19 protein-coding genes are annotated in these 19,392 nt (G+C 62.4%); 15 read left to right on the top strand and 4 right to left on the bottom strand.

Annotated elements, in window-relative coordinates; all coding sequences use genetic code 11:
* On the top strand, positions 1–603 hold a 603-nt coding region (locus tag CAP13_RS07480), incomplete at its 5' end, for a hypothetical protein (RefSeq protein ID WP_218775330.1).
* A 25-nt stretch (positions 604–628) separates the two neighbouring features.
* Here CAP13_RS07480 and CAP13_RS07485 read toward each other — a convergent pair.
* Positions 629–1,642 (bottom strand): LacI family DNA-binding transcriptional regulator, encoded by a 1,014-nt coding sequence (locus CAP13_RS07485; protein WP_085830982.1) that lies wholly within the window; start codon positions 1,640–1,642, stop codon positions 629–631.
* Between the two features lie 110 nt (positions 1,643–1,752).
* Positions 1,753–2,394 carry an RpiB/LacA/LacB family sugar-phosphate isomerase gene (locus tag CAP13_RS07490; protein ID WP_085830983.1) on the bottom strand — a complete coding sequence of 214 codons (642 nt, stop codon included), beginning with the start codon at positions 2,392–2,394 and terminating at the stop codon, positions 1,753–1,755.
* Positions 2,395–2,541: 147 nt separating this feature from the next.
* Here CAP13_RS07490 and CAP13_RS10530 point away from each other — a divergent pair, with 147 nt between their 5' ends.
* From CAP13_RS10530 to CAP13_RS07525, 8 genes are all read left to right on the top strand, one after another.
* A complete protein-coding gene (locus tag CAP13_RS10530) occupies positions 2,542–2,814 on the top strand; it encodes an HAD family hydrolase (protein WP_179184998.1) in 273 nt (90 codons plus the stop codon).
* Entirely contained in the window at positions 2,784–3,374 is a 591-nt protein-coding gene (locus CAP13_RS10315) for an HAD family hydrolase (RefSeq protein ID WP_281249007.1), read from the top strand. Before CAP13_RS10530 ends, CAP13_RS10315 begins: the two co-directional genes overlap by 31 nt.
* 222 nt (positions 3,375–3,596) lie before the next feature.
* On the top strand, positions 3,597–5,372 hold the full coding sequence (locus CAP13_RS07500) for a DUF2264 domain-containing protein (protein WP_085830985.1): 1,776 nt from the start codon (positions 3,597–3,599) through the stop codon (positions 5,370–5,372).
* A gap of 39 nt (positions 5,373–5,411) precedes the next feature.
* The gene (locus CAP13_RS07505; RefSeq protein ID WP_085830986.1) at positions 5,412–6,545 is read left to right on the top strand and encodes a glycoside hydrolase family 88 protein; all 1,134 of its coding nucleotides are present in this window, start codon (positions 5,412–5,414) and stop codon (positions 6,543–6,545) included.
* 160 nt (positions 6,546–6,705) lie between these two features.
* Complete coding sequence (locus CAP13_RS07510) at positions 6,706–7,515, top strand: PTS mannose/fructose/sorbose/N-acetylgalactosamine transporter subunit IIC (RefSeq protein WP_085830987.1); 810 nt, start codon at positions 6,706–6,708, stop codon at positions 7,513–7,515.
* Positions 7,505–8,341 carry a PTS system mannose/fructose/sorbose family transporter subunit IID gene (locus CAP13_RS07515; protein WP_085830988.1) on the top strand — a complete coding sequence of 279 codons (837 nt, stop codon included), beginning with the start codon at positions 7,505–7,507 and terminating at the stop codon, positions 8,339–8,341. Before CAP13_RS07510 ends, CAP13_RS07515 begins: the two co-directional genes overlap by 11 nt.
* 55 nt (positions 8,342–8,396) lie before the next feature.
* Positions 8,397–8,888, top strand: coding sequence for a PTS sugar transporter subunit IIB (locus CAP13_RS07520; protein ID WP_085831164.1), 492 nt, complete (start codon positions 8,397–8,399; stop codon positions 8,886–8,888).
* A gap of 86 nt (positions 8,889–8,974) precedes the next feature.
* Complete coding sequence (locus CAP13_RS07525; protein WP_085830989.1) at positions 8,975–10,771, top strand: ulvan lysase-like protein; 1,797 nt, start codon at positions 8,975–8,977, stop codon at positions 10,769–10,771.
* Positions 10,772–10,815: 44 nt separating this feature from the next.
* Here the strand turns inward: CAP13_RS07525 and CAP13_RS07530 are convergent, their stop codons facing one another.
* Together CAP13_RS07530 and CAP13_RS07535 are read right to left on the bottom strand one after the other, a co-directional pair.
* A complete protein-coding gene (locus CAP13_RS07530; RefSeq protein ID WP_085830990.1) occupies positions 10,816–11,601 on the bottom strand; it encodes a hypothetical protein in 786 nt (261 codons plus the stop codon).
* A 93-nt stretch (positions 11,602–11,694) separates the two neighbouring features.
* Positions 11,695–12,492 carry a gluconate 5-dehydrogenase gene (locus tag CAP13_RS07535; RefSeq protein ID WP_179185000.1) on the bottom strand — a complete coding sequence of 266 codons (798 nt, stop codon included), beginning with the start codon at positions 12,490–12,492 and terminating at the stop codon, positions 11,695–11,697.
* 662 nt (positions 12,493–13,154) lie between these two features.
* On the opposite strand from CAP13_RS07535, the gene CAP13_RS07540 reads away from it, so the two are divergent.
* The 6 genes from CAP13_RS07540 (at position 13,155) to CAP13_RS07565 (ending at position 19,244) form a co-directional block, all read left to right on the top strand.
* Entirely contained in the window at positions 13,155–14,015 is an 861-nt protein-coding gene (locus CAP13_RS07540; protein WP_085830992.1) for a MurR/RpiR family transcriptional regulator, read from the top strand.
* Positions 14,012–14,920, top strand: a complete 909-nt coding sequence (gene murQ, locus CAP13_RS07545; RefSeq protein WP_085830993.1) for an N-acetylmuramic acid 6-phosphate etherase — start codon at positions 14,012–14,014, stop codon at positions 14,918–14,920. The genes CAP13_RS07540 and murQ overlap by 4 nt, the downstream gene beginning before the upstream one ends.
* A gap of 68 nt (positions 14,921–14,988) precedes the next feature.
* Positions 14,989–16,422 carry a PTS transporter subunit EIIC gene (locus CAP13_RS07550; RefSeq protein WP_085830994.1) on the top strand — a complete coding sequence of 478 codons (1,434 nt, stop codon included), beginning with the start codon at positions 14,989–14,991 and terminating at the stop codon, positions 16,420–16,422.
* Positions 16,423–16,503: 81 nt separating this feature from the next.
* Positions 16,504–17,559 (top strand): MupG family TIM beta-alpha barrel fold protein, encoded by a 1,056-nt coding sequence (locus CAP13_RS07555; RefSeq protein WP_085830995.1) that lies wholly within the window; start codon positions 16,504–16,506, stop codon positions 17,557–17,559.
* Between the two features lie 101 nt (positions 17,560–17,660).
* A complete protein-coding gene (locus CAP13_RS07560; RefSeq protein ID WP_085830996.1) occupies positions 17,661–18,008 on the top strand; it encodes a hypothetical protein in 348 nt (115 codons plus the stop codon).
* Between the two features lie 81 nt (positions 18,009–18,089).
* Positions 18,090–19,244 (top strand): FAD-dependent monooxygenase, encoded by a 1,155-nt coding sequence (locus CAP13_RS07565; protein WP_085830997.1) that lies wholly within the window; start codon positions 18,090–18,092, stop codon positions 19,242–19,244.
* Positions 19,245–19,392 lie beyond the last annotated feature (148 nt).

Consider the following 19,392-nt stretch of genomic DNA (forward strand, 5'->3'; position numbering starts at 1 on the left):
ATCCCGCTCGGCGCCGGCGCCGGCACGCTCGTGCGCCGCGCCCTCCAGTCCCATCTGCGCCAGCCCATGAGCATCATCCATCTCGTGTATCTGGGCGTCGTGCTCATCCCTGCGGGATCCCTGCTGATCGCGGTCCAGCCGCAGCCGCCCGCGCTGATCGCCTGGGGCTTGCTCCTGGTCATGTCGCGCTCGGCGGTGGGCGGGCTCTCGCTCGTCTTTCGCGAGGACGTGCGCGTGCGCCTGGTGCGGGACATGCTGCCGTTCGGCACGCGCACGTTGGCGCTCGTGGACGGCCTGCTGCCGGCGGTGCTCACGTGCGCGCTCTCCCTTGCGGTGATAGCGGGGATCGGGGTGCTGGCCCCGTGGGGCCCCTCGATCCTCGCACCCCTCATCGGTCTCGGGTTCACCGCCTGCCTCGCCCTCGCCTCCGCGCTCGACGGGATCGAGATCCCCCGTGCCCGGCACCGCCCCACGGCGCTCGTCGGCATCTTGGGCACGGTGCTCCCCGCCGGATTGTTCGCGCTCGTCGCCCCGGAGGTCGTTCCCGGGGTGCTTGCGATCGTCGCCGTGATCTACGTGACGGTGCTCGATCGAGCGCGCTGAATGTGGGCTACCGCCGAGAGGGATCCTACAGCGTGGTTTCGCCCCACTGGACCTCGCAGTCAAGTACATGATGCGGGTCGACCTCACCTTTCTCGGAAATGAGGTCAAGCAGGATGTTCGCGGCAGTTTGGCCTTCTCGGAAAGCGGGCTGCTGGACCGCGCTCACAGATGGGCTCGCCACTCCCACCCACTCAGGGTTGTCGAAACCCAGGAGACCCACACGGTCAGGCATGAGCGGGTAGAACTCGCGCATGGCAGGGTAGATGTCGGGCAGGGCCCAGCAGTTGGGAGCAAACACAAGGGTGGGCGTCTCGCCATCGATGTTCTCTCGAAGGAAGTCCTGGAGCTCCTCAGTGTCAACCCGGTCATTCGCGAGCAGGAACTGCGTGGAGCCGATACCGTTGGCCTCGAGGGCATCGACAAAGCCGGAGAAACGCTCGATGCGGCTACTCACTAGACCAGGCTGCGCAAGAACCACCAAAAAACGCTTGTATCCTTTGTCGACGCATTCTTGGATCGCACGGTAGGAGGCCTCGTAGTTATCGGTTTTCACCCAGTTGGAAGCGAAGTCATAGAGTTTCGAGTCAATGAAGACGAGCTGCTTGCCGGCGTCGGTAATGGATTTGGTGATTTCTTTGAACTGCGCGGTGGGCTGCACGATGAACCCATCCACGCCGATGGAGAGCAGACGATCGATGTAGGCGAGCTCGTTCTGCTTGTCGTAGTTGGAGCTGCATACGAGCATGCGGTACCCGTTGGCACCCGTGACCGAGTCGATCCCCTTCACGATCTGGTTGGAGAACGTGTTGGTGACATCGCCGATGACCACGCCTATGAGCGAGCTGTTTTTGGCGTTCATGCCGCGGGCGAGCGGGCTTGGCTCGTAGCCGGTGTCTTGGATCGCCTTGCGGATACGCTCTTGGGTGTCCTCACCCATGCGATCGGTTTTGCCGTTGATGTAAAAGGAGACAGTCGTCTTGGATGTATCCGCCATCTGAGCGATGTCGTTGATGGTGATGCGCTTTTTCGTTTTTGCCATGGCGGGATCTCCTTGTAGGCGGCGTCACGTATCAGTATAGCCTGGTTTAGTAAACAGCAACGGCCTCAAGGCAGAGGCCGTTGCGAGTGCCTGACGGTCGCCGGGGCGGGCTACAGGCCCAGGATCCCCCTAACCTTGGCGATGATGAGCGCGTCAGTGGCGTTGGCGAAGAAATACTCCTGGAAGTGCTCGCCGGCGAGGGCGCCTTTCACCAGGTCCTGGTCGAGCTCACCGAGGATGTTGATGAGCGGACGCATGGTCACGGCGCGGACGCCGTCGAGGATCTTCTTATTGCGCTGTTCGGGCACGACGCGGTCTGCGGGGTAGCCGTTGCCGGAACCGAACCCGAAGAGCTTCTCAAAGGTGTACTCGAGATTGAGCTCCTGCCCCCAACCGTTTTTGAGGGCGAAAGGCATGGCGACTGCGTTACCGTCGTTCACCTGGGCAAACGTATAGGCGTCAAGAGGGTCGGCCACATGTCCGCACAGCACTCCGGGAAAGGAGTTGCAGGCGAGCATGGCTCCCTCGCCGGTGCCGCAGCCGGTGACCACATAGTCGACCGCACCGGAGTTGAGCAGGACGGCGGCAAGAATGCCGTTCTGCACGTAGGTGAGCGGTTTGGAGTCCGCGTCGGCGTACATGCCGTAATTGAACACGGTGTGGCCCATGGGCTCGACGACCTTCTTGAGGGCGGCCTCGATCATGGGGTTCTTCGAGTTCTGGCTGTTCTCATTGATAAGGGCGATCTTCATGAGTGGCTTCCTTTCCTGGAACGATTCGGCACGTCTGCTTGAATAATAAGGTAAACTAGTTTTATAGCGATGTCATCACAAAAAGACAACAGGTGCGGTTGGGCGATACCGTTCCTGCACTCCGTAACAGAATTGAGGGTCGGTCCTATGAGGTATGAATCAAATAAAGCTCTGCTGTTCTTTGATGTAGATGGAACGTTGGTGTGGCGCGATGTCGAGGCGGCGAAGCGAGGTGAACAAGTTCCAGGATACGATGAGGTGAGGCCATCCCCTGCTGTAGAGAATGCCCTCGCGCGCCTTCGCGAGCAAGGGCACAAGGTGTTTATCTGCACAGGACGTGCCTGTGCGAGATCCCGCAGACGCTCCGTGACCTCGACCCGCATGGCTGGATTCTACAAGCCGGGTCGTACGTTTCGATAGGGGACGAGGTTATAAGAGACGCCCGTATAGGCCCGGATCTGCTGTCCTATGTGGTCGCGAAGCTTGAGGAGCTGGGCATAGACGCCGAGTTCGAGAGTAATACAAGCCTGCTTGGCTTCTATCCGACGGCGGCCAAGCCGCGGCATCCCAATTTCCCCGCCGCCCGCGATGCAGAGGGGTTCTTGGCCGCTGCACAGCAGCTGCCGCTTGCGAAGTTCTGCGTGCATGACTTTTCGAAGGTGCGAATCACCGAACTGCTTGAGGCCTTGAACTCGCACTTCGAGAGCTGCGATCTCACCCATGACGTGTTGGAATTCTCTCTGCCGGGATGCACAAAGGGGAGTGCAATCAGGGCGGTCTTGGCGCACCTTGGGTACGACGGTGTTGGAACCTATGCCTTTGGAGATTCGGAGAACGACCTGTCGATGGCAGAGGCGGTCGATTGTTTTATCGCACTTGGGAATGCGCTCGAACAAGTCAAGGAAAGAGCCGATTATGTTGCCTTGCCCGTATGGCAGGATGGAGTACCTGCGGCTCTCAGGTACTTCGGGTTGATTTAGCCTATGCTGATGGATTATAAATCGGTTTATCAACATCCATCTCATAACATGCCGTTCACCGATAAATTACTACCGTTCATAGCGACATTTATATTTTGAAAAGATATCTTATCGCAGATAACAAGCATATTACGGACATGTTAACCGGTTTGTGTCACAGAGGGCGATAGGTTAAGGTGGGCAATCGAAAGCTAAACCGGTTTCTTAGATGGGGGGGCTGCGATGTCCGGCATGAAATCAAAGGACGATCGTGTTCGTGACGTAAAGCGCCGCGCCACCTCCGTCCTTGACCGGTTCGCGAGCGACGCCAGTGGGCTCGATCACATGTCGCGCGAGGAGATGGCGGCTATCGCCGAGGGATACATCAACCCTTTGCGACCGTTCTTCTCAGATGCCTGTGCGCGCGTGAGCCTGCCTGGCGCCGGCGTGTCTTATGAGTTGGACACAGCTTCGTTCGAGGCGTTTGCACGCCCACTTTGGGCCTTTGCCCCCATGTGGGCTGGCGGCGACGAACTTGCTGCCTATGCGGAGGTTTACCGATCCGGGCTGATCGCCGGCACGGACCCCGCCCATGCTGAGTACTGGGGGGAATGCCGCGACTACGACCAGAAGTTCGTCGAGATGGCTGCCATCGCATACGCACTCCTGCTCGCACCCGACATTCTTTGGGAGCCGCTTCCGGCAGATGCGCAAGAGCGTGTCGCGACATGGCTCGGTCAGGTCAATCGCTATGAGGTCTGGGATAACAACTGGCTCTTCTTTCCGACCTTGGTGAATCTCGCTCTCCGCAGCCTAGGTATGCCTTGGAGCCCTGCGGTTCTCAAGCGCTGCCTCGACGGGATCGACGCCTGCTATCGCGGAGACGGCTGGTACACGGACGGCCCGGTCGGCGGTCCCAATGCCAACACGGATTATTACAACCCGTTCGCCTTTCATTTTTACGGGCTTGTCTACGCGGTGTTTGCCCGCGATGTCGATCTCGAACGCTCTGAGGAGTTCGCGCGCCGCGCCTCTGCCTTTGAGCCTGATTTCCGTCGCTGGTTCTCCTCCAGGGGGGAGTCTATCGCGTATGGTCGTTCGCTGACCTACCGTTTCGCGCAGTCTGCGTTCTACTCGATGGCGCTGCTCGCGCGGGCCGAGGGCGTTCCGGTGGATGTCGATCCGGTCATCGCGAAGGGCATCGTCGCCCGCAACATTGTCGCGTGGGCATCTCTTCCTTGTACCGATTCCTCCGGTGCGCTCCAGGTTGGGTACCACTACCCAAACCTCCATATGGCTGAGGGATACAATGCGCCCGGGTCCCCGCTGTGGGCGTGCAAGGCGTTCGCCATGCTCGCGATCCAGTCGTGCGACCCGATCTGGGAGACCCCTGTCTCGCCGCTCGAGTTGGCAGACGGCGTGTTTCCCGTTGTGGGTGGCAGCATGCTTGTCCGCCGCGATCGGGGCGAGGCGACCCTCTACACCGGCGGTCGTACCCGCCGGCGCCGCTTCACCCACTGCGAGGAGAAGTACTGCAAGTTTGCGTACTCAACACGATGGGGCTTCTCAGTATCGGTTTCGTCGTACTCGCTCAAGGAGGCAGCGCCCGATTCGATGCTCGCCTTTGAGGTCGATGGGATGATCCGCGTCCGCTCAGAGAGCGAGTTCGTGCGCTTGCTCGACGGCGAGCTTGAGAGCGTCTGGTCGCCGTGCTCCGGCGTCCACGTCACAACGCGGATCCGTCCGGACGCCGAAGGGCATGTTCGCACTCATGTGGTCGAGAGCTCGCTCGTTTGCCGTGCGTTCGACTGCGGGTTTGCCGTTCCCGCCGAATCCTTGGAAGAGGCTGAGGGCGTCTGCGAGGTGCTCCCGGCCGAGGACGGTATCCAGGGCGAGCCGTTCTCTTTCAAGGCAGAGCCCAACACCAATCTTATGGCTCCTAAGACAGCGATACATGCCGTCGTGTACGACATCCCCGTGGGGATTTCGCGGATAGTGACGAAGGTTCGAGAACGCTGACCTCCCGCAAACCGCAGATCACCTTCGAAGGAGAGAAATATGAACAAGTACGTGGAAGAAGGCAAAGTGTGGGTCGAGTCCCTCTATGGGAGGCTCGATGAGAAGATCTCAGCCGAGGTAGAGCGCAACGGCGACAGCATTCCGTATGTCTCGCGCGATGGCCGCTATGACGACAAGTCCTCCCACGATGATATCCACTGGTGGACCAATGGTTTTTGGCCAGGGATCTGCTGGCAGATGTACCGCCTTACGGGCGGTGAGCGTTATGCGGACACGGCCCGTGGTGTCGAGGCTAAGCTTGATGAGGCCTTCGACGAGTTCGTGCGGATCCATCACGACGTGGGCTTCATGTGGCTGCCCTCCGCAGTTGCCAACTGGCGAACCACAGGTAACCAGAAATCCTACGATCGCGGCATGCACGCCGCCACCATCCTCGCGGGCCGATACAACCCTGCCGGCCGTTTCATTCGCGCGTGGAACAAGGGAAAGACCGGTTGGGTGATTATCGACAGCATGATGAACATCCCGCTGCTGTACTGGGCAAGCGAGCAGATTGACGACCCGCGCTTCGCCTATATCGCGCAGCAGCATGCCGACACGGTCGCGCGCACGCTCGTGCGTGCGGACGGCTCCTGCGGCCACATCGCCATCTTCGATCCCGCGAACGGCGAGCTGCTCGATATGCCCGCCGGTCAGGGTTATGAAGCTGGTTCCTCCTGGTCTCGTGGCGCCGCCTGGGCGATTTACGGTTTCGCTCTCAGCTACCGCTACACCGGGCGCAAGGAGTACCTGGACACCGCCAAGAAGGTCGCCCACTACTTCATGTCTGAGATCGCGCGCACGGGCGATGTCGCCCTACTCGACTTCCGCGCCCCCGCCGATCCTGTGATCTGGGACTCGAGCGCCGGGTGCTGTGCGGCCTGCGGGTTCATCGAAATCGCCCGGCACATCGGGGGGTTCGAGCGCGACCACTATCTTGAGTGGGCGATCCGCATCCTGCGTGCGACCGAGGAGAGGTTTTGCGATTGGAGCCCGGCGGTGGATGGTTTGGTGCGGATGGGGACGGTCGCCTACGACGACCTCACCTGTCAGCACACGCCCCTGATCTTCAGCGACTACTACTTCATTGAGGCGCTCCTTAAGCTCAACGACAGGGAGCTTCATCTTTGGTGATCGATCGGTTGGTGCTTTGGGCACGCCGGTTGCACGTGATATTGGGCCAACAGCGGGGAACCGGAATCGGGAGGTGTGATTGGAAGGGCCGGTTCGTGTTCGTATTGCAATATGCGGCGGGTCGCCGCGATAGGAATCAAATGAGAGAAGGGGATTCGTAATGGAGGCTTGGCAAATTCTGCTGCTGACCCTGTACGCGGCCGTGTCCTGTTGGGACCACCTCTGTCCGATGTGGTACACCTGGCAGCCAGCGATCGCGGGTCTGTTCGCAGGCGTCGTCATGGGTGATATGACCACTGGTCTGTACATCGGTGGCACGCTGCAGCTCATGGTCCTCGGCCTGGGCACGTTTGGCGGCTCTTCACTTCCGGACTACACCTCCGGTGCCCTGATCGGCACCGCCTTTGCCGTCACGAGTGGCAGCAAGGAGATCGGCCTTGCGATCGCCGTCCCGACCGGCGTCTTGCTGGTCCAGCTTGACGTGCTCGCCCGCTTCGCCAACACCTACTTTCAGCATCTGTGCGAGAAGGCATGCGAGAGGCATGACTGGCGTATGGTCCAGGCCGGTGTCGTTATGGGCATCATCCCGTGGTCACTCTCACGCATCATCCCTATGCTGGCCTGCCTGCTGCTCGGCCAGGAGGTTATCGCAACCGCCGCTGCCGTCGCCCCCGAGTGGCTCATCAACGGCTTCAAGTTCGTGGGCAGCCTGCTTCCCTCTGTGGGGCTCGCAATCCTTCTGCGCTATCTGCCCCTCTCTCGCTACTGGATGTTCGCGCTGCTGGGCTTCTTTCTGGCCGCGTACCTCAAGGTCCCGGTGCTCGGCGTCGCCATCGTCGGCCTGATCGCCGCTGGCCTCAAATATGCGGAGCTGATCAAGGCGCCAGCTCAGCCTGTGCTCGCAGCCGCTGCTCCTGTTGCTGTTTCCGCCGATTCCACCATTGAGGGGACGATTGACGATGACGAATAACGAAACCCTGCAGCCCGCCGACGGCCGCGGCAACGTTGAGCTCGATAAGGCCACGCTCCGCAAGGTGTTCTTCCGCTGGTACTTCTTCAGCCAGGCGAACTGGAACTACGAGAAGATGCAGGGTGCCGGCTACTGCTTCTCCATGTTCCCCGTCCTCAAGAAGGTCTACGGCGACGACGATGAGGCAATGCACGCCGCCGTTGCCAACCATCTGCAGTTCTTTAACTCCAGCCCACAGGCCACCCCGGGCATCCTCGGCATCAACAGTGCTGTCGAGTCTCGTCTTGGCAGCAAGGGTACCGAAGCCATCGCCGGCCTTAAGACTGGTCTCATGGGCCCCTTCGCAGGTGTCGGAGACTCGCTGTTCGGCGTGGTGCTCCAGACGGTGTGCGGCTCGCTCGCGGCATACCAGGCACTTGAAGGCTCTCCTGTCGGATGCCTTATCTACTTGGCGGTTGGTTTCGCGATGATGGCTGTCCGCTGGACGCTGTTCAAGATCGGCTACACCCAGGGTGAGCGCGCGGTCGATACCATCACCGAGCACCTCAAGCCCATCACGGAGTGCGCCTCGGTTCTCGGTCTCACGGTTGTCGGTGCGATGATCACCACGGTCATCTCGATCTCCCTGAGCGGCACGTACGTCATGGGGGACCTCGAGAAGCCGATTCAGGGAATGCTCGACGGCATTCTCCCCGGAATGCTGCCCCTGATCGCCGTTGCCCTGGTTTACATGCTGCTTTCTCGTAAGGGCATGACGTCCAACAAGGTCATCGCCATCGTCTGTGCCCTCGGCCTCATACTCGGCTGCACCGGCTTCTTCGCTTAACCTGTACCTGCAACCTGTTTCAACCGCATTTGAAGGGATTATCGCCATGAACCCGATGGACGACATTGTTCACATCCGCATTGACGACCGACTTCTCCACGGCCAGGTTGTGGGCATGTGGACCAACACGCTCCAAGCAACGCGCATAATGATTCCGTGTGACCGCGTGGCGGAGGACGAAGTGTTGAGGAAGGTGCTCCGCATGGCCGCGCCTGCCGGCGTGAAGACATCGTTCATCCCTGCAGAGCGTGCGGCGCGCCAGATCATGGAGGGCCGTTACCAAGGCCAGCGCGTGTTCATGGTCTGTGAGAACCCAGCTGACATCCTCAGGCTGATGGATCTCGGTCTACCGATCACAAAGGTCAACGTTGGCAACATCGGCGGTGCCGAGGGTCGCATCGCGGTGAAGACCTCGCTGTCGATGTCTCCCGAAGAAGCCAAGATGTTCCACGAGATCATGGACCGCGGCGTCGAGGTCACCTCTCAGATGGTGCCTGCGGATCCTGTCACGCACCTTATCGACTTCATGAAAGAGAAGGGCCTGTAAGCATTTCGGCAAGCGGGCCTCGATAGATACGAAGCTCACGGCTCCCTGGCGCATGCAAGGGAGTCGTTTTACGTGCAGGGGAGACCATGGCAGTTTTGGATGAACGCTTTTCGGTTTGGTGCGAGTCTCTAGCCAGGCTGCAGGTGGAGGGGACGGGCGACCCCCATCTCGACGGCGCGCTGCTGTGCCCAGCATGCGGGCGCATACACGGCAGATGCGCAGATGCCATGCACCCCTTTCTCGTTATGGCTGAGCAGACCGGCGATCGAAGTTGGGTCGCTCGCGCCGAGGCTCTCTTCGATTGGACCGAAGTGACGTTGAGCCGGGCTGATGGATCTTTGCTCAACGACATCGATTCGTCTTGGAATGGCATCACGGTGTTTTATGCTGCACAACTTGCCGACTGCCTGCGCTATCACAGTGATCTACTCGAAGGGCAAACATACGATTTGTGGGCGGGACGCCTGGCACGTGCCGCCGAATTCCTGACGGGTTGCGATACTCTCGATCAGAACAACGTGAACTACAGCATCGGGCTCGCCTATGCGCTCGAGCGAGCGGGCTCGCTTTTGGGCGTCAAGAGGTACTGCGCCCGCGGGGAGCGCTCGATGGAGCTTGCCATCACATGCCTTGAGGATAGCGGCTTGCTGTTCGGTGAGGGAGTGCCTCGCCACAGGCTGTCGTCAAGGGGCTGCAGGCCCGTTGACATAGGCTACAACGTCGAGGAGAGCCTTCCCATCATGGCCCGGTACGCGTGCGAGCGCCATGATCTGGGGCTGATGGAACGCGTGCGCGGAGCGTTCCTATGGCATCTGGGTTTTATGCTGCCCGACGGTGGTTGGGACAACAGCTTCGGCACACGGAAGTTCAAATGGACCTACTGGGGGAGCCGCACGACCGACGGGTCGTATCTCGGGTTGGCGCTGGCAGCCCGCGGCGCTCGAGAGCCCGTGCGCGGTGAGCTACTCGCTGCCTCCCGTGCCAACCTCGGTTTGATTTTCCGCTGCTGTGACGGACAGGGCTTACTTGCTGGCGGCCCCCACTATGTCGATGCAGGGCAGCGTTCCTGCATCCATCATACGTTCGACCATGTAAAATCCCTCGCGGGGGCGATCGATCTGGGGCTGATGGATGATATGGAGGGTGATGGCGCGGACTGGACCCCCAGAAGTTCCCAACCGCTTGAGCAGTACCCCGACCTGGGTGTGGCCGTGATTCGCAAAGGCGATATGCGTGCAACGGTCTGTGCGACAGATTGGGAGTACGAGCAAGACGCTTGCACGTCGGGCGGCATGATCTCCTTGCTGCACCACAGGGTGTTCGGGGCCGTATGCACCGCAGGCATGGGATCATACCGCAGGATTGAGCCTGCAAATATGCAGGTGCCTTGCGGTGTGCGCCACGAGTCATTGGCGCCCCGCATCGAGTTGGAGGATGGCCGGGCAGTTTGGAGCAGCATTTTCGACTTGCGGGCTGATATGGTTTGCTCGCGGGCTACCGCACCCCTTGTCCACGCGACGGGCGTGCTCAGAGATGCCCGCCATGTGGAGCTGCCCGAAAGCCGGTACACGGTTCGATACAGGTTCGATGAGGACGGGGTCGCCGTGCGTGCCGAGATCTCAGCCGGGACGTTCGTGCTCCCCTTGATCGGCCGGTCATGCGAGCAGGTTGAGGTAGCGGCTGATCGCCTTTCGATCTGCCGTCTGGATGGGTCCGGCTTCGAGGCCGGGGTTATCACATTGGAGGTTCTTGAGGGGGGACTGCACTTGCCTTACGGAACGGAGCGCGTCTTCAATCTGACCCCTGGGTTCCAGGCAGTTAGGGTGGATATCGTGCCTGAGGGCGGTAGGGTGTCGTTTCGTTTGAGCTGCAAGACAAAATAGGCGAGGGGCCTCCTCGCCCTCCTGCAAACGGCCGCATCAGTCGGTCACAGGCTTCTGCCCCATACTTGGACCTGTGAGAGGGCTGGGAACTTTCCAGGCTCACCCTGATGAAGGTTTTGGATACGTATCCAGCTGAGGGGGCCGCCTCCGAGGCCGAAGGTTTGTGGGGCGCCGGTCTTCTCAAGAGCGAGCGTGCGTGACCTGCCGTCACTCGCGATCGCCTCTGCCTTGTCCCACCAGCTGTCGTGAGGGAAATCGGCTCGGGAGAAAACCCTGAGCTCGTCAGCCTCGACCATGCATCCAAAATCAATCTGGATCCAGGCATCGCGTCTTCCGTTGATCCCCCACGATGCATAAGGCCATTCACCATGCAGGCGGGTCTGGGTGACGCCGTCTATGGCGTTGCGCGCCATGAACCGCTCGTCGGCCGTGCCCGAGTTGGTCGATGCATGCGGGAATACCGAGGTTTGCCCTGGTAGGTCGTATGTGTTGAGGGAGAGGTTGCGGTAGTTGCGGCGCTCTCGAGGGTCGAGTGCGCGGATATACCCCCATAGCCGGTTGCCGCCGAAGGCGGCTGGCGGGTACGCCCTGCGGCGCTTGTCGAAAGGAATGGGGAATTCCAGGTGCCCATCTGTGAGCAGGACACGGCTCACGCCGAGGGACGTATCGAGTAGGATCTCAAGTTCTGTGATCTTGTCGCTCGAGGTGATCACGAAGCGGTCGCCCAACCTGAAAGGCGTGTTCAACATGTCGAATTGGAGGAAGCCCGTTCCCTGAGCGGAGAAGAGCGTCTCGTTGGTGTCCGAGATGATGTCGAGAGATAGCTTCATGCCGCTCCTTAAGGAAAGAAGACGATAAGGGCCGGTGTCGGCTTCCGGCCCGGGCATCCTCGTCTGCACAGTCGGGCTGCGCTTCGCAAGGGCCTACTGCGGTTGCTTGCCGATGTAGGCGAGGATACCGCCGTCGACGTAGATGACCTGGCCGTTCACGAAGCTCGAGGCATCGGAGGCCAGGAAGACCGCAGTGCCCATGAGGTCGACCGGGGTGCCCCAGCGCGCGGCAGGCGTCTTGGCGACGATGAAGCTGTCGAACGGGTGACGTGAGCCGTCGGGTTGGCGCTCGCGGAGCGGAGCAGTCTGCGGTGTGGCGATGTAGCCGGGCCCGATGCCGTTGCACTGGATGTTGTGCTCACCGAACTCGGAGCAGATGTTGCGGGTCAGCATCTTGAGGCCGCCCTTGGCCGCGGCGTAGCCGGCGACCGTCTCGCGGCCGAGCTCGCTCATCATAGAGCAGATGTTGATGATTTTGCCATGGTTCTTTGCGATCATGCCGGGTAGACATGCCTTGGAGACGATGAACGGCCCGTTGAGATCGATGTCGACAACCTGACGGAAGTCCTCGGCGGTCATCTCGAGCATGGGGATGCGCTTGATGATGCCGGCGTTGTTGACTAGGATGTCCGGCGTGGTGCCAAAGTGGCCCTCGATGTCCTTCACGAGCTGTTCGACCTCGTCGACCTTGGTGACATCGGCGACCCAGCCCTTGGCCTTGATGCCCTCCTTGGCGTAGCTTGACTCGCTGGCGGCGATCTTCTCGGGATCGCGATCGTTGAAGGCAATCTTGGCTCCGGCCTTGGCCAGCGCGGTGGCGATGGCGAAACCGATGCCGTAGGAGGCACCGGTCACGAGGGCGACCTGGCCGTCAAGGCGGAAACTGTCCATGCTAAAGGCGCTAGGGTTCGCATACTGCTCAGCCATATCTTCAAACTCCAATCTTATGGGGCTCTCTGGTGGTACAGCAGATGGTCGGATAGTAAACCGGTTTTGTCAAGAACACGTTTCAAAGATTGATAAACAGCAGAACATAATAGAGGTAAGAACATGGAATAAATAAACTGGTTTATTTCCGACCTAGATGGCATGAGGTTAGGGGCGAGGATCTTCGGTGCGCGATCCGAAGGCACGGGCGAGAGCCCGCGGAGGCCTCGTGCAGCGAGATGAAATAGGGCTCTTCGGGGAGTTGTGGGTTTGACGCCAGGTGAAAATGCGTGCTGAACAGCGGCGGCGAGGCCATGTATCGCCTTTGACTGAGGACGGCGGCCGCGCGTCGAGCGCGTTCCCTATGATCATGGTCTCGATGACAGGACGATCCAAACGATGGCGGGCACGGAAGACGGCGACATCTCAGCGCGACCGCGCCAGGCGCGTGTCACGGCTGCGGGGGCGGTACCGCAAACGAGCGCGAACGGTCGATTCAGCCCGGTAAATGGTTACAGCCAGTGGCAATTTTGTTCAACGATGAAACAAAAGAACTACAGTAGCTCTCAAAGCATGACAACTTTGTGCTGAACGCGCTACATTGAGCCTGGACGAGGGGGGACCTGATGCCAACGAGAGGTTTGCTGCTGCGGATCAAGGAGCTTGCACAGGGCACCAGTCCTGCGCTCCGCTGCATTGCCGAGAGCATCACCCGCGACCCGCGTGCGGCGGCGGACCTCACGATCCGTGGCCTCGCCGCGGCGAGCAGCTCCTCGCCGTCCACCGTAGTGCGGTTCTGCCGCAAGCTCGGATGCCGGGGCTACAAGGAGTTCCAGCGCGAGCTGGTGTACGAGCTCGCCGCCATGGAGCACACCTCCGATGTGACGATCGAGGGTGTCGGCGCCGGGGAGACGGCGGAGCAGGTCCTGGACAAGGTGGCCCGCAGCGATGTGCACTCCCTCGAGGCCACGGCGCGCCTGATCGACCCGGAGGTGCTCGGGGCGTGCGCGGATGCGATCGCCGCGAGCCGGGTGGTGGACCTGTTCGGCATCGGCGCGTCCCTGCTTGCCGCTCGCGACCTTGAGCTGAAGCTCAACCGCGTGGACAAGCAGTGCCATGTGTACGAGGACTGGCACAGCCAGCTGCTGTGCGCTCGGAACATGCATCGCGACGACGTCGCGATCGTGTTCAGCTACTCGGGTCTGACCCGCGAGATGGTCGAGGTCGCCCGGCTCGTCCACCTGAGCGGCGCGCGGATCATCGCGATCACGCGGGCCCAGGGCAGCGAGCTCGCAGACGAGGCCGATTGGGTCCTCGGGCTCGCGACGAGCGAGCCCCTGGTGCGCAGCGGGGCCATGGGGTCGCGCCTGTCGCAGCTCATGGTCGTGGACGCCCTGTACACCCTGTACGTCGCACGTGATTACGAGCGGAGCACGAAGACGATGCTCCGCAACTTCGAGGAGAAGAGACCGAGGGATGAAGCGTGATTGATCTGACCGAACTGTCCACAGAGGCTCGGAACCCCGAGACCTCCCGGCTCGATGAGATGAGCCCCTTGGAGATCGCCCAGGCGATGAACCGCGAGGACGCCCGCGCGGTCGCCGCCGTCACCGAGGTGCTTCCCCAGGTCGCGCAGGCGATCGCCTGGACGGCGGCGGCGCTCGGCGCCGGTGGGCGCATCATCTACATGGGCGCGGGGACGAGCGGGCGCCTGGGCGTCCTCGACGCGGCGGAGTGCCCGCCGACCTTCGGGGTCTCGCCGAACCTCGTGGTCGGGCTGATCGCCGGTGGCGAGCAGGCGATCCGCGTGGCGATCGAGGGCGCCGAGGACAGCCCCACGCTCGGCGAGGAGGATCTGAAGGCCCTCGGTCTCACGGCGGATGACGTGGTCATCGGCCTGGCGGCGAGCGGGCGGACCCCGTATGTGGTGCACGGCCTCAGGTACGCCCGCACCCAGGGCTGCAAGACGGTCGCGATCGCATGCAACCGAGGCTCGGCGATCGGCGCCGAAGCCGCACTCGCCATCGAGCCCGTGCCGGGCCCCGAGGTCCTCACCGGATCGACCCGCCTCAAGGCCGGGACCGTCCAGAAGCTCGTCCTGAACATGATCTCGACCGCGACGATGGTGGGGCTCGGCAAGGTGTACGGCAACCTCATGGTCGACGTGCAGCAGACCAACGAGAAGCTCGTGACGCGCGCCCAGAACATCGTGATGGAGGCCACGGGGGCGAGCCGCGACGAGGCCGTCCGCGCCCTCGCCGAGGCAGCGGGGAGCGTCAAGGTCGCCGTGGTCATGGTCCTCGGCCAGATGGGCGCCGATGCGGCCCGCACGGCCCTCGCGTCGGCGGACGGCCAGGTCAGGCGTGCCCTGGACATGACAAATCGGGGGTAAGTCCCGCGGACCCGGGAGGGTGCGCGGTCAGAGCAAGGTTCAGCTCTCAGTCGGAAAGGGAGAACGAGATGAACGACAAAGAGCTCAGCGAGCAGCTGCTCAAGCTGCTGGGAGGCAAGGGGAACGTGACCTCCAACGCGGCCTGCATGACGCGGTTGCGCGTCGGCACGCGCGACCTCTCGCAGGTGGATACGGAGGGCATCAAGGCCCTCGACGACGTGATGGGCGTGGTCGAGGACGACACGATGCAGATCGTGCTCGGGCCCGGCAAGGTCAACAAGGTCCTCAACGAGTTCTCGAAGCTCACGGGCCTCGCCAAGGGGACCGCTGATGACGTCGACGTGACCCAGGCGGCCGCGGAGAACAAGGCGGCCCAGAAGGCGAAGTACAGCCAGAAGCCCGTCCAGGCCTTCCTGAAGAAGATCGCGAACATCTTCGTCGCCCTGCTGCCGGGCATCATCGCAGCGGGCCTCATCAACGGGGTGTGCAACGTCATCAACGTGGCAACCGGCAACGCCTTCGCAGACGTCTGGTGGTACCAGGGCATCCGTTCGATGGGCTGGGCGCTCTTCGCTTACCTGCCGATCCTCGTGGGCTACAACGCCGCCCGCGAGTTCGGCGGCTCGGCCGCGCTCGGCGGCATCGCGGGCGCCATGTGCATCGCAAACGCCAGCATGCCGCTTCTGGCCGCCGGCGCCGCCGATCCGGCTCAGGCGATCCTCCTGCCCATCACCAACGCGGCGTACAACCCGGCCGCCGGCGGCATGATCGCCGCCCTGATAGCCGGCGCGTTCTTCGCGGTCTTCGAACGGCAGATCCGCAAGGTGATGCCGAACGCGCTCGACACCTTCATCAGCCCGCTGCTGGTCCTGATCATCGGCTCGTTCGCGATGATGCTCGTGATCCAGCCGCTCGGCGCCTGGCTGACGACGGGCATCTTCACGGTCCTGAGCTTCGTCTACGACCAGATGGGGGTCCTGGGCGGCTACATCCTCTCCGCCGGCTTCCTGCCGCTCGTGGCGGTCGGCCTGCACCAGGCCCTGACGCCGATCCACGCCCTGCTGAACGATCCCGACGGCGCCACGCAGGGGGTCAACTACCTGCTGCCCATCCTGATGATGGCCGGTGGCGGCCAGGTCGGAGCCGGAATCGCGCTCTACTTCAAGACGCGCAACCGGCGCCTCAAGAAGTTCATCTCCGAGTCCATCCCCGTCGGGATCCTCGGCGTGGGCGAGCCGCTGATGTACGCGGTGACCCTGCCGCTGATGCGCCCCTTCGTGACCGCCTGCCTGGGCGCCGGCCTCGGTGGCGTCGTCGCGGCCCTCTTCCACGTGGGCACGGTGTCGCAAGGCGTGTCCGGCCTCTTCGGCCTCTTGATCGTGGTACCTGGCCAGCAGCTGTTCTACCTGCTCGCCATGCTGGCGGCATATGCCGGAGGCTTCGTCCTCACCTGGTTCTTCGGTGTGGATGAGGACCGCATCAACGAGTTCTACGGCGAGTGACGCATCCTTGCGTTGACGAAGGTCGCGGGCCCTGCGGACGGAACGCCGCGGGGCCCGTGGTCATATGAAAGGGGCATACGCATGAGGACGGGCATATCGGTCTACTTCGGCAGCGGGATCGAGGAGAACGAGCGGACGATCGACCGAGCGCGGCGGTCGGGCGCCACGCTCGCGTTCACCTCGCTGCACATTCCCGAGGAGGACGGGGTCGACTACATCCGCGACGCGCGGCGGATGCTGCGGTCGCTGCGCGATGCGGGAATCGACCTCATAGCGGACGTGGGCCCGGAGACCTGCTACAAGCTCGGATGCGCCGCGATCGAGGATCTCGTCGGACTCGGCATCACCTACGTGCGGCTCGATGACGGGTTCGACGCCCAGCGAACGGTGGAGCTCTCCCGCACCTTCCACATCGCCTTCAACGCGTCGACGGTGACCGCGGGCGAGATCGCGACCTGGCGGGCACTGGGAGCCGATCTCCGACGGTTCGCCGCCTGCCACAACTACTATCCCAAGCGGAACACAGGGCTCGATCTTGAGGATGTGCGCCGCATGAACGACCGGCTGGCGGTGCACGGCTTCGAGATCCTGGCATTCGTGCCGGGTGATGGGGAGCTGCGCGGCCCGCTCCACGAGGGGCTGCCGACGGTCGAGGCCCACAGGGTCCGTTCCGGTGAGCTCGCCCGCAACATGTTGGAACTTGCCTGCGAAGCCGGTTGCGATGGCGTGCTTGTGGGGGATGTTGGCCTCAGCGATGCGTCATGGGGGAGTCTCGCGCGGCTCTCGGCGGGGTATGTCGATGTGCGCTGCGCACTCGAACCGGCGTTCTCCTATCTAGCGGGGCAGATCCACCACGACCGGCCCGATTCGAGTCGGCTCGTCTTTCGCTCGCAAGAGTCGCGCCGCTCACTCAAGCCCGGGTTCCCCATCGAGGCGGACGGGCTTGCCGGTGCTCCGCGGCCGGTGGGGAGCATCGCCGTTTCCAATACGGGCTACCTGCGGTACGAGGGCGAACTAGAGATCGCGCGCGTGGGGCTTGCGGCAGACGAGCGCATGAGCGTGGTGGGTCAGGTGCACGATGACGACCTCGCCCTGCTTCCGCTCATCAAGAACGGGTTCGGGCTCCGGCTGGTCTAGACGGGACGACCCATCACAGAAACTCCCTTCAAAACTACGAACATATGTTCTATAATATGATATACTCGCTTCACCAGATGAGGACGGCGAAGGGAGCCATGATGGAACTGTTCCAAACCGCTGAAACCCTGTTCGAGAGCTTCGATAACGATGAGTCCCTCCGTATCACCTGCTCGCTGACGGACGCCGGCAGCCTGCTTATAGATCAAGTGAGCGAGGGCCCCGTCACGCAGTGGTGTTTCGAGGAGTCTCCGCACCGCGTGCTCGTCGAGGTTGAGCCCGAGGGCGCATCCCGGCTCGCCTCCCACTTCAAGGCCGTTGAGACCGAGCAGCTGCCTCGCCTGCTCGGTGCCTCGTTCACCGGGTATGACACATCGGCGCAGATCCGCGATCTGATGCGCGAGCTCGGCATTCCCTACCAGGTTCACGAGCGCGCCATCGTCCGATAGGCATCTCGCGTCGCGGTGGGCGGATATCCTCCGCCGGGCGCTATACTGGGGCGATCGCAGCGCAGACGGGGAGATGTCGCCATGGGGATGCCGGAAAGCAGGGAATATCGGGCAATCACGTTCGATGCCATCCGCGAATACTATGACGTGGTGGTTGTAGGCGCAGGTCCGGCCGGTATCATGGCGGCTATCGAGGCCGCGGCGGCGTGTGATCGCGTGCTGCTCGTGGAGGCGTCCGCGCTCCCGCGCGAGAAGAGCTGCGGGGGCATGCTCAACGTGTACTCGCTTCGGGCCCTTGAGCGCTTCGGGGGCGTTCCTGAGGATATGATCCTCAGCCCGCGGTGGATCTCCTTCCGGTACTACCACATGGACCGCGAGGTGAAGAAGGCCACCCAGGTCCGCTTCCTCAATGTGGACCGCGCCCGCTTTGACGCCTGGCTGCTGGGCTTGCTTCCGGCAAATGTCGAGGTCGCCGCTGAGGTGCGGCTGGCGGACGTCTCACAGGGCGAGCAGGCCGTCGCCGCATCCCTGGTTGCCCGGGGAGCGGGGGGATCCTCAACCCGCTCGGTCAGCTGCCGGCACCTCATTGCCGCAGACGGCCCGCGCGCGACGGCGCGCGAGCGCCTGAAGCTCCGCCCGTTCGACCGCTATATCTCCGTCCAGGAGTACGTCCGCATAGAGCCTGGCGCCTTGGAGCCCTATTTCGACTGCATCTACTCGCGGCGCTTCTCGCGTGATTACGGCATCGGCTACATCATCCCTAAAGGGGAGGTGGCCATCATCGGATCGATCTTCTACCCCGGCACCAAGGATTGCGGGCGCAAGCACGAGGAGGTGCTCTCCATCTTGAACGACCTCTATCCGTTCGGTGAGCCCGTCAAGCGCGAGACCTGGATCGCCGCCCACCTCACGCGTCCTTCTGATCTCGTGGCGGGGGCTGGCCGCATCCTGCTGGCGGGGGAGGGCGGCGGCTTCCTGTCCTGCACCTCCGGTGAGGGTATATCGTTCGCGCTCAACTCCGGGTCGATGGCGGGTCGTGCCGTGGCCGCGTCGCTCTCAGCGGGTGCACCGGGTCCTACGGATGCCCTGCGCCGCTATGAGCGGGCCCTCTCCCCGCTCAAGCGCAACCTCGCCTTCCGCATGCGCATGTTCCCCTTTATGAACAGCTATGCCGGCAAGAACCTCGCCTGCTTCATTCCTACCCCTATCGTCAGCAAGCTGACCGAGCGGGTCTAGCCGCCCGGTCCTTACGGTGAGGGCCGCCGGGTGGCCAATGCTGCCCGGTCATGCTGTTCAGTCCGGAAAGCAAGGTCATCTCAAGACAGCCCGCTTACCGGGTCTTATTCACGCATTGATACGGTGGATGGTACGGATGCGACGAGTT

The organism is Collinsella vaginalis, from assembly GCF_900176655.1.
Taxonomy (GTDB): Bacteria; Actinomycetota; Coriobacteriia; order Coriobacteriales; family Coriobacteriaceae; genus Collinsella; species Collinsella vaginalis.

Coding starts and splice junctions, on each gene's coding strand:
- CAP13_RS07530 (WP_085830990.1), bottom strand. CDS start 11,601: ATGAAGCTATCTCTCGACATCATCTCGGACACCAACGAGACGCTCTTC.
- CAP13_RS07485 (WP_085830982.1), bottom strand. CDS start 1,642: ATGGCAAAAACGAAAAAGCGCATCACCATCAACGACATCGCTCAGATG.
- CAP13_RS07515 (WP_085830988.1), top strand. CDS start 7,505: ATGACGAATAACGAAACCCTGCAGCCCGCCGACGGCCGCGGCAACGTT.
- CAP13_RS10530 (WP_179184998.1), top strand. CDS start 2,542: ATGAGGTATGAATCAAATAAAGCTCTGCTGTTCTTTGATGTAGATGGA.
- CAP13_RS07490 (WP_085830983.1), bottom strand. CDS start 2,394: ATGAAGATCGCCCTTATCAATGAGAACAGCCAGAACTCGAAGAACCCC.
- CAP13_RS07520 (WP_085831164.1), top strand. CDS start 8,397: ATGGACGACATTGTTCACATCCGCATTGACGACCGACTTCTCCACGGC.
- CAP13_RS07535 (WP_179185000.1), bottom strand. CDS start 12,492: ATGGACAGTTTCCGCCTTGACGGCCAGGTCGCCCTCGTGACCGGTGCC.
- CAP13_RS07500 (WP_085830985.1), top strand. CDS start 3,597: ATGTCCGGCATGAAATCAAAGGACGATCGTGTTCGTGACGTAAAGCGC.
- CAP13_RS07560 (WP_085830996.1), top strand. CDS start 17,661: ATGGAACTGTTCCAAACCGCTGAAACCCTGTTCGAGAGCTTCGATAAC.
- CAP13_RS07555 (WP_085830995.1), top strand. CDS start 16,504: ATGAGGACGGGCATATCGGTCTACTTCGGCAGCGGGATCGAGGAGAAC.
- CAP13_RS07550 (WP_085830994.1), top strand. CDS start 14,989: ATGAACGACAAAGAGCTCAGCGAGCAGCTGCTCAAGCTGCTGGGAGGC.
- CAP13_RS07565 (WP_085830997.1), top strand. CDS start 18,090: ATGGGGATGCCGGAAAGCAGGGAATATCGGGCAATCACGTTCGATGCC.
- CAP13_RS07510 (WP_085830987.1), top strand. CDS start 6,706: ATGGAGGCTTGGCAAATTCTGCTGCTGACCCTGTACGCGGCCGTGTCC.
- CAP13_RS07540 (WP_085830992.1), top strand. CDS start 13,155: ATGCCAACGAGAGGTTTGCTGCTGCGGATCAAGGAGCTTGCACAGGGC.
- CAP13_RS07525 (WP_085830989.1), top strand. CDS start 8,975: ATGGCAGTTTTGGATGAACGCTTTTCGGTTTGGTGCGAGTCTCTAGCC.
- CAP13_RS07505 (WP_085830986.1), top strand. CDS start 5,412: ATGAACAAGTACGTGGAAGAAGGCAAAGTGTGGGTCGAGTCCCTCTAT.